Origin of the sequence: Microcoleus sp. K1-B1 (assembly GCF_036704705.1) — a bacterium.
Taxonomy (GTDB): Bacteria; Cyanobacteriota; Cyanobacteriia; order Cyanobacteriales; family Microcoleaceae; genus Microcoleus.
Genome location: NZ_JAUBSH010000033.1, coordinates 60,023 through 69,095, shown reverse-complemented (window position 1 = coordinate 69,095; position 9,073 = coordinate 60,023). Strand labels below are relative to the sequence as shown.

The following is a 9,073-nucleotide window of genomic DNA, read 5'->3' as shown; positions in this document are numbered from 1 at the left end:
TTCTCAGATTCAGGCTATCAGGCATTGTCTGAGTTAGTTTGGCGATACTTGCTTATCAGCACTTATTGAGCAGTTACTAAAATAGTCAGAGTCAAGTATTTGGCGTTTTTGAGCTGGTGTTGGAAACAAATTTGGTATGATTGAGGTAAAATTTTTAACTGATGGGGCTTCTTAACAATACTGACCCCATCTTTTTTTACCAAAAATTGGTCATAACCCCGTCATCTGTATTGGTTGATCTATTTTACACCATAAGCTCAGGAGAGCCAGATACGTTATATATTTCTGCGTCTCGGACTGATATAAAAAAAGAAAATTGAAAGTTTTGGTTTTGTTTCTCAACCTAACCTACACTATTAATAATTTGTGTAAGATGAATGTTTATTCCTAACTCTCATTATTCACGACACGGAAGTTACGGAAATACGGATAACTGTTGTTTTCCTGAGTCCTTCTTCTTTCTTGCTTCTTCCTTTTTCTTTCAACGTCCCCATTCTTCATTACTAATTCCCAAATGACTCGCTTAGCCACAACAATAGAAGCCATACTTTACTTAAAAGGTCAACCAGTGTCGATCGCAGAAATTGCCGAGATTGCCAAGTGCGATCGAGCCGAAGCCGAAGACGCCATCATCGAACTCATGTCTGACTCGTCCCACCGCGACAGTGCATTAGAAGTCGTCGAAACCCCCACAGGATACAGCCTGCAACTCAGAGAAGAGTTTGCCAGTTTAATGCAAACTTTAATACCTCCAGAATTAGGTGTGGGAGCTTTGCGGACGCTGGCTGCGATCGCCCTCAAAGGCGGCATCGCTCAGCCAGATTTAGTTAACTTGCGAGGTTCAGGAGCTTACCAACAAGTGCAGGAACTTGTAGAAATGGGTTTTGTCCGCAAACGGCGACCGAGTGAGGGGCGGTCGTATTGGTTACAAGTTACTGAGAAATTTCATCGGTACTTTCAAGTAGACCAACTGCCAAAACAATTGCAAATTGACTTTCAGGCAAATTTGTACCCAAGCAATGACGAGTAGTTTGAAGTAGAATGTAACCAGCCAGAAATTAAGAATCGCCAAATGGTTTTTCACCCTGACTTTGACACATCCAATGCCCAACAAACCGCAGTCAATCCACTGCTGAAGTACCTCCAACACCAATCCCCGGAGGTTCTAGCCCACGTCGCCAAGTCCGTCAGCCCCGACATCAGAGAAATAATCTCTCATAACGTTCAAGGACTTGTCGGCGTTTTGCCTTCAGAAAATTTTAACGTCGAAATTACCACCGATCGCGAAAACTTAGCAGGTTTGCTAGCTTCAGCGATGATGACAGGCTATTTTTTGAGGCAAATGGAGCAAAGGATGCACCTAGAAGAAAATTTAGCAAGCACCAGCTCGATTAAACCAAACTCACCCAAAGACAAGTAAAAAGGTCAACGGGTTGGGGAAGCAAGAAAGATGAAAGTTGTTCAGAAAAATCCATAATCCTGAATCATGGAGGCACAGGGAATTAAGAAACCGGGCTGTTAACCGGCTATCCCTCGCGCTACACCGAGGCTTTTGGTGAAAAAACCCGGTTACTGCTTCCAGGACTATAAAGCATCAGATTCATCTTCCATCCTCCACCCTTGCAACTAATACCACTTTCAAAAAAGAATGCAACTGTAAATAAGCTCCAAATCCTTATGCAGTAAATCATTCTTAATTCTTAATTCTTTAATCGAAAATCGAAAATGGTATTACCCACCGGCGGAGCTACCCGATAGGGGAAAAGCACCCGGACGTACTTTAATTTTCTGAACTTGACCCAAACGGTTAATTTCCACTTCGAGTTCTTTGCCCACAGCAGTGTTTTCCACCCGTTCTTGCACGTCTCCAGGAGTGTTAACCGCAATTCCGTCAACTTTTTGAATGACATCTCCGGGGCGCAAGTCGGCTTTTTGAGCGGGGGAATTTTCCACGACTCGCGTCACGGCTACGCCTTGATCGAGGGTAATTTTATTATTATCGAGCTGTTTGTTGAGTTCTGCCTTGGTGGCGGCAGTCAAGCTGACCATTTGAATGCCGAGATAGGGATGTTCGGCTTTACCTTTGGCGAATAACTGATCGGAAATTCGTTTGGCTGTTTCGATCGGAATTGCAAATCCCAAGCCCTGAGCATCGGCGCGAATGGCGGTATTGATGCCAATTACTTCGCCTTGGTCGTTGAGTAGCGGCCCGCCAGAATTGCCGGGGTTGATGGCTGCGTCGGTTTGGATGAAGCGGACTCGCTTGTCTGGGATGCCGACTTGGGAACTCGATCGACCCGTAGCGCTGATAATGCCCACAGTCACGGTATTGTCGAGACCTAAAGGATTGCCGATCGCGATCGCCCACTGTCCCGGTACAATATTGTCCGATCGACCCAAAGTCACCTGCGGCAGTTCCTTAGCATTAATCTTAACCACAGCGACATCCGTCAGCGGATCGACTCCCTGCACCTTTCCCTCAAACTCGCGGCCGTCTTTGAGCGTTACCTTGACAGTATCCGTCCCGGAGACAACGTGAGCATTAGTAACGATGCGGCCGTCAGAAGTGAGAATAAACCCGGAGCCCGTACCTCTCTTGACTCGTTCTTCCGGCTGCGGCAAATTCTCCCCAAAAAACCGACGAAACAACGGATTTTTGAATGCTTCCGGCACTTGATTCGCCACCTTGCTTGATGCGTCAATCCGCACTACAGCCGGGCCCACTTTTTCGGCTGCTTCAGCAATAAAATTGGGATTGCTGCGATCGACCGCCCGATTTTCCAGAACTGGAGGAGAGGGATAGGGGGGGATTTGCTGGCGTACTACTGGCAAAACCAATCCGGTTTCCAGATTGTTTGAGCCTTGCAGATAGCGATTTCCCAACCATCCCATCCCTCCGCCGATTGACAGCAGAGTCACATAAAGGGTCGCTTGCTTAAAAGATAAACTCATTTAATAACTCCCGCTAAATACCTCATCCCCGCAGACAGGTTCCGAATCAAGCATTTTTGTCTTGGCGACGGGAAGGAAGCGGGGCGGGGCGTACCGCTTCCTCAAGAACATAGCTGTTAACAGGCAGGCGCCCATCGGCATCACAGGCAATTTTGCCGGATTTGCCAAGAGCGACTCAAACTAATAATTCTCATCCTAACTTGGCTTAGCCTGGGATTTACAGTCTGGGGGGTGGCTAGAGCTTTCAAATATGCAATTTTACAGGATTTTAAAATTGTCAACTGTCCGAAATGAATACTTTTTTATGTACATAATGACTTTGAAACGCTTATTTCCGCTGATTTCTGCACTAATTTGGTTGATCGCACCCGTTGGGAAAACGGCGGCAAATACCGAGATCCCACCGGCAAATCTTCCTTCAGGTACACCTGTAGAAAACCCCGACCCCGCCCGCGATTGTCCGAGTCCGGCTATATCTCGGTTGCGTCGCCACACTGTGGCCCAGGGCGAAACAATAGAAAGCATCGCGCGGCAGTACAATGTGATTCCTGCGGCGCTGATCGGGATAAATCCGATGTTGCGGGGCGGTGGAGTATCTGCTGGAAGTGCGATCGTCATTCCTCCGTACAGTGGCATCGAGGTAGAAGTGCCTGCGGGCTGGAATTGGCAAAAACTGGCAGAAGCTTACAAAGTGCCCGCAGATTTGCTATTTGAGGCGAATGGGTGCAGGCCTTTGGGGAAAACGGTGTTTGTGCCTGCGGTGAATAGGTCGATCGGGCCTTCTATCAATCCCGATGCAACGCCATCGGTGCAAGGATTTCCGCTGCCCGGCCCAGCAGTGGAAGCTTTGCGTTACGGGCGGCAATTGGATCAGGCGCGGCGCGAATTTTTTTTCCACAGCGGGGTAGATTTTTTGGCGTCGGAGGGTACGCAGGTTTTGGCCGCAGGCGAGGGGACTGTCGCCTTTGCCGGGCCGCAGGGGGATTACGGGAATTTAGTGGTGGTGAACCATGAAGCGGGGAAGCAAACGCGCTACGCTCATTTGAAAGATATTGCCGTAAAAGTCGGTCAAAAAGTGCAATCTGGAGAAGTTTTGGGAACTGTCGGGACGACAGGAAAACGGGACATTCCGCCATCTCATTTGCATTTTGAAGTTCGGTACAATTCGGGTTTGGGTTGGGTTGCTGAAGACCCGCTGCTTTATTTGCAAGCGACTATTAAAAAATAGGATTGTTAGTGTGCTGGGGGGTGACAACCCGCCCCAAATCCAGACGGTGTAAGGATTGATCTGTGTTGTGGTAAAAAAAGATAGGCAGCAGAATTATTACACGATTGCCTATTCCAAAAAATATGTTACCAACATTTTACTAGACTCATTTACAAAAACAACTGACGCAAACCCCGTTTATTTTACTCACAATCTTTTTGAACCTGATAGAATCCGAGAAACAAGTAACGATCGCACTAATCGGGTTTCCATTAATCACTTATTGGTGAACAACTTATTGCCCGATCGCCCGTTTCCCAAAAAGTCGATCGCCCCATCCACAAAAAACCCGATCGCCCATCCACCCAAAAACCCGATCGCACATTTCTCTCAAATTCGATCGCCCCATCAACAAAAAACCCGATCGCCCATCCACCAAAAAACCTGATCGCGAGGCCCCAGAAACCGGGTTTTTTCCGAAATACTTCGTTTTAACCCACAGATGCGGGCAAAAACCCGGTTTCTTGGATTATCGCCCGCCGCTAACTCCCTCCAAGCGCAGAAAATGCACTCGACCAGACGTATCGACCGCTACAACACTCACCCCATCAGGCGAAATTGCACAGCAATTAAACCCATGTTCTCCGCTGAAAGTACAAACCTCTTCACCGCTAAACAAATCCCAGACTTTCAGGGTATTATCCCTTGAAGCGGAAATCGCTGTTTTGCCGTCCGGTGCGATCGCCACTGCCGTTACCCGGTGATTATGAGCAGTAAGAGTTTTCAGTTCCCAGCCTGTCTCGGTGTCCCAGATTTTCAGGGTTTTGTCCCCTGAAGCGGAAATCGCGGTTTTGCCGTCTGGTGCGATCGTCACTGCTGTTACCAAGTCATTATGACCAGTAAGAGTTTTCAGTTCCCGGCCTGTCTCGGTGTCCCAGATTTTCAGGGTTTTATCCTCTGAAGCGGAAATCGCGGTTTTGCCGTCTGGTGCGATCGCCACTGCTGTTACCCAGTGATTATGACCAGTAAGAGTTTTCAGTTCCCGGCCTGTCTCGGTGTCCCAGATTTTCAGGGTTTTATCCCCTGAAGCGGAAATCGCGGTTTTGCCGTCTGGTGCGATCGCCACTCGTGTTACATCGCGAGTATGAGCAGTAAAAGTTTTCAGTTCCCGGCCTGTCTCGGTGTCCCAGATTTTCAGGGTTTTGTCCCCTGAAGCGGAAATCGCGGTTTTGCCGTCTGGTGCGATCGCCACTGCTGTTACCATGCTCATAACATCAGTGCTCATAAGATCAGTAAGAGTTTTCAGTTCCCGGCCTGTCTCGGTGTCCCAGATTTTCAGGGTTAAATCGTCTGAAGCGGAAATCGCGGTTTTGCCGTCTGGTGCGATCGCCACTGCTGTTACCATGCTCATAAGATCAGTAAAAGTTTTCAGTTTCGGGCCTGTCTCGGTGTCCCAGATTTTCAGGGTTTTATCCCCTGAAGCGGAAATCGCGGTTTTGCCGTCGGGTGCGATCGCCACTGCTGTTACCCAGCTATTATGACCAGTAAGAGTTTTCAGTTCCCGGCCTGTCTCGGTGTCCCAGATTTTCAGGGTATTATCCCTTGAAGCGGAAATCGCGGTTTTGCCGTCTGGTGCGATCGCCACTGCTGTTACCCAGTCATTCTGACCAGTAAGAGTTTTCAGTTCCCGGCCTGTCTCGGTGTCCCAGATTTTCAGGGTTTTGTCCGCTGAAGCCGAAATCGCTGTTTTGCCGTCTGGTGCGATCGCCACTGCTGTTACCCAGTGATTATGACCAGTAAGAGTTTTCAGTTCCCGGCCTGTCTCGGTGTCCCAGATTTTCAGGGTTTTATCCGCTGAAGCCGAAATCGCTGTTTTGCCGTCTGGTGCGATCGCCACTGCTGTTACTGATTTAGTATGAGCAGTAAGAGTTTTCAGTTCCCGGCCTGTCTCGGTGTCCCAGATTTTCAGGGTTTTATCCCCTGAAGCGGAAATCGCGGTTTTGCCGTCTGGTGCGATCGCCACTGCTGTTACCGAGCTATTATTACCAGTAAGAGTTTTCAGGTTCCTGCCTGTCTCGGTGTCCCAGATTTTCAGGGTTTTATCCCCTGAAGCGGAAATCGCTGTTTTTCCGTCTGGTGCGATCGCCACTGCTGTTACCGAGCTATTATTACCAGTAAGAGTTTTCAGTTCCCGGCCTGTCTCGGTGTCCCAGATTTTCAGGGTTGAATCGTCTGAAGCGGAAATCGCGGTTTTGCCGTCTGGTGCGATCGCCACTCGTGTTACATTGCGAGTATGACCGGCTAATGTCCGCAGCGCCCCTTCATTTCCCCGTTCTAAATTAGCTTTTAAAGGCCGGAACCAAAGACCCTCTTTCGATTGCTTAGTTTGTTCTAGCATGAATCGAATCTCAGGTATTTCAAAATCTAGCAACCTGCCTAACAAATGCCCGGCCAATTGCGTTTTATCCCTTTCCAAAACGTGCGCCGACTTCCGAATTGCCGCCTGAATCAACCCCAAAGTTTCCGTTTGCCCCTCCGACAACAAAAAATCAGAAACCCTCGCCAAATCGTAATCCTCAATTAGCGCTTGTACCCCCAAAAAATCCAGTTTCATCTCAATAAAACCGAAATCCGTCAACCAAGCACAATAACGGTCAACCTTCCCCCCTTTCGCAAATCTCTTCGGTTGATATTTCAACAGCAAATCTCGATCTTCCTGACACTGCTGCGCCAACCACACACCTAATTCGCTCATACCGGCGCTCCGTCTATAGCGTTATCACAAATGTCATCATTAATATCTTCCAGTGTTAGTCCAGCCGACTGCACAGTTTCATCTGCTTCGAGAAACTGCCGAAAACTGTTGTGATAGATAGTGTATCGAGTTTCATTCCCTACTTTCTCATGTCGCAAAAACGAATTCCATTTTCCGAGCACCTGCTGTACTGTCATAACATTTTTATCGCCGGCAGATTTAGCCAACCAGCGACAAGAAACAGGTTCCTCTGCTTGCGACAGGAAATAGATAATCCTAACCTTCAATTCCAGCAGAGGATCGTTTTCCCTGCCCATGCCCATCATCTGTCCCCAGTGTTTTTGATAATATTCCTCCAAACCCGCTGGCAAATCATTTAAATTCACATCATTGTACGTGCCACCTTCAATCTCATCAAGTACGTGGCGGAGATAGATAAATTTCTTTTCGCTTTTTTGGGCTACCGCCGTCACAAACTGTTCCCGCTGCAAATTTCGACCCTTAATCCAATCCTGAATCAACTGGCTTCTCTCCGTGCGTTTTGCCAGATAAGCCTCGACATCTTTGAGACTGTCTGTACTGTATTTCATCAAATCAAAAACCGTCTTGTTAGCTGTCGGCATTGTCAGAAAATCCGGCCGCTTCGAGACAATAAAATAAACGTTATCCGGCAAATCATTAGGCAAATACGAAACATTGCTACCGCTAGTTTGAGCCTTCCAGTCAACTTCATCCAGCGCATCCACCACAAAAATAATTTTTTTGTCACTGCTAGACTTATCGCTAACTTCCTTCAGCAACTCGCATAGAAAATTGTTATTTTTCAGGGCATTTTCCGGCAGTCGCGGATACTTATTTTTAAGGCCAAAACCTTCAATTAACTGAGTGCAAGCATTTTCCAAAAAAGTTTCAGCGCTAACAATCCCGTCCGGTTGCGAGTTGAAATGAGTAACGCAGCGGCGCTTCAACATCACCACACAGGCAGCCATAATCGCGCTTTTCCCAACACCCGGTTCCGCCTGCAAAACAAAATAGCCTTTTTGCTTTGTCCTCAGAAACTCATTAATTGCTTCAAACACAAATTTCCGACCGGTAAAGTCTTTAATTCTGTCCTGAATAATCGTCTCTGACTTAACAGGAATCGGCAAACTCGGCGCAGCAGGATCGATATATCGTTCCAGCAATGCCCGAATCTGCGCCAAATCATCCCGAATGCCAATTTCGATCGCCTCCAACTTCACCATCACTTGACAAATCTGCTGCTGCGTCGCCACCGCTTCCAATTTGTCCAGAATCTCCCCATTTTGCAGCCCCAAATCTCTCAGTTCAGCCAAAGCAATTTGGTGGAGATTCAACAGCATCGCCGCAAACTTTTCGCCTCCCTTCGCCGCATCCAGTTTCAGCACTTCGCGGTACGCTTTCGGAAAAGTTGCGTACAGCTTGTCCGCCACAAATTCCACAATTTCCGCATCGAAGGATTTGCCCTCGCTGGCCGCGAATTCGTTCACGAAACTTGCCCAATCTGCCGTTGTCAATCCGGTAACTCGATCGAACTCCTCGGCATCCGCAGAAAAAATCTTGGTTAGCTGGTCTTCGGAAATATTTAAACCCCTTGACAAATCGGCTGTATTCGTGTTAATGTCCAGCCAGTATTCAGGAGTTTTCTCTGCTAATTGACTGAGTGCTGTTTCTGGATAAGGCAAATTTTTGGTTTCGGCGATCGCAATTAGGCGATCGGACTTGGCAACCTCTCTCAAAATATAGCCGATCGCCTCACCCGCAGCCTTAATCAAATCGTGATTATCGAGAATCCTCGGATTTTTGCTCAACCCTTCCGTCAGCCGATTTCCGAGGTCATTAGCCGCGATATTCCCCGCTATACCACCAGCGATCGTCGCTAAGATAGAAACTCCCCCAAGTGCGATCGGGCCGCCCATCATACCCGCTGCTGCTTGAGTTGCCGGATTGGCGATCGCGTTTGAAATAACTTGTCCAATAGCCATCACCGCACTGCATCCAATAACCCTAGTTTTAAAATTAGCTAAGTCCATTAGTGGCATAAAATAAATATTTTTCTTTTCAAAAGTTAGTAGTAATTATATCTTGCCGGCTGCCGTTGAGTCCGTCGGGGGTTGAAATCCACATTATGCACCATTCTC

At 47.8% G+C, this 9,073-nt stretch carries 7 protein-coding genes; 4 read left to right on the top strand and 3 right to left on the bottom strand.

What is annotated here, in order from left to right; all coding sequences use genetic code 11:
• Window positions 1-514: 514 nt before the first annotated feature.
• Together scpB and QUA83_RS14665 are read left to right on the top strand one after the other, a co-directional pair.
• Window positions 515-1,030: an SMC-Scp complex subunit ScpB gene (gene scpB, locus QUA83_RS14670; protein WP_333250817.1), complete on the top strand. Its 516-nt coding sequence runs from the start codon at window positions 515-517 to the stop codon at window positions 1,028-1,030.
• Window positions 1,031-1,072: 42 nt separating this feature from the next.
• On the top strand, window positions 1,073-1,420 hold the full coding sequence (locus QUA83_RS14665) for a DUF760 domain-containing protein (protein ID WP_333216444.1): 348 nt from the start codon (window positions 1,073-1,075) through the stop codon (window positions 1,418-1,420).
• Between the two features lie 311 nt (window positions 1,421-1,731).
• On the opposite strand, the gene QUA83_RS14660 is transcribed toward QUA83_RS14665, so the two are convergent.
• Window positions 1,732-2,952 carry an HhoA/HhoB/HtrA family serine endopeptidase gene (locus QUA83_RS14660; RefSeq protein ID WP_333293844.1) on the bottom strand — a complete coding sequence of 407 codons (1,221 nt, stop codon included), beginning with the start codon at window positions 2,950-2,952 and terminating at the stop codon, window positions 1,732-1,734.
• Window positions 2,953-3,256: 304 nt separating this feature from the next.
• On the opposite strand from QUA83_RS14660, the gene QUA83_RS14655 reads away from it, so the two are divergent.
• Window positions 3,257-4,180, top strand: coding sequence for a M23 family metallopeptidase (locus tag QUA83_RS14655; protein WP_333293842.1), 924 nt, complete (start codon window positions 3,257-3,259; stop codon window positions 4,178-4,180).
• A 67-nt stretch (window positions 4,181-4,247) separates the two neighbouring features.
• Window positions 4,248-4,607 carry a hypothetical protein gene (locus tag QUA83_RS14650; protein WP_333293840.1) on the top strand — a complete coding sequence of 120 codons (360 nt, stop codon included), beginning with the start codon at window positions 4,248-4,250 and terminating at the stop codon, window positions 4,605-4,607.
• An 81-nt stretch (window positions 4,608-4,688) separates the two neighbouring features.
• On the opposite strand, the gene QUA83_RS14645 is transcribed toward QUA83_RS14650, so the two are convergent.
• Window positions 4,689-6,914, bottom strand: a complete 2,226-nt coding sequence (locus QUA83_RS14645) for a WD40 repeat domain-containing protein (protein WP_333293838.1) — start codon at window positions 6,912-6,914, stop codon at window positions 4,689-4,691.
• Window positions 6,911-8,974, bottom strand: coding sequence for an ATP-binding protein (locus tag QUA83_RS14640; protein WP_333293836.1), 2,064 nt, complete (start codon window positions 8,972-8,974; stop codon window positions 6,911-6,913). The genes QUA83_RS14645 and QUA83_RS14640 overlap by 4 nt, the downstream gene beginning before the upstream one ends.
• Between the last annotated feature and the right edge of the window lie 99 nt (window positions 8,975-9,073).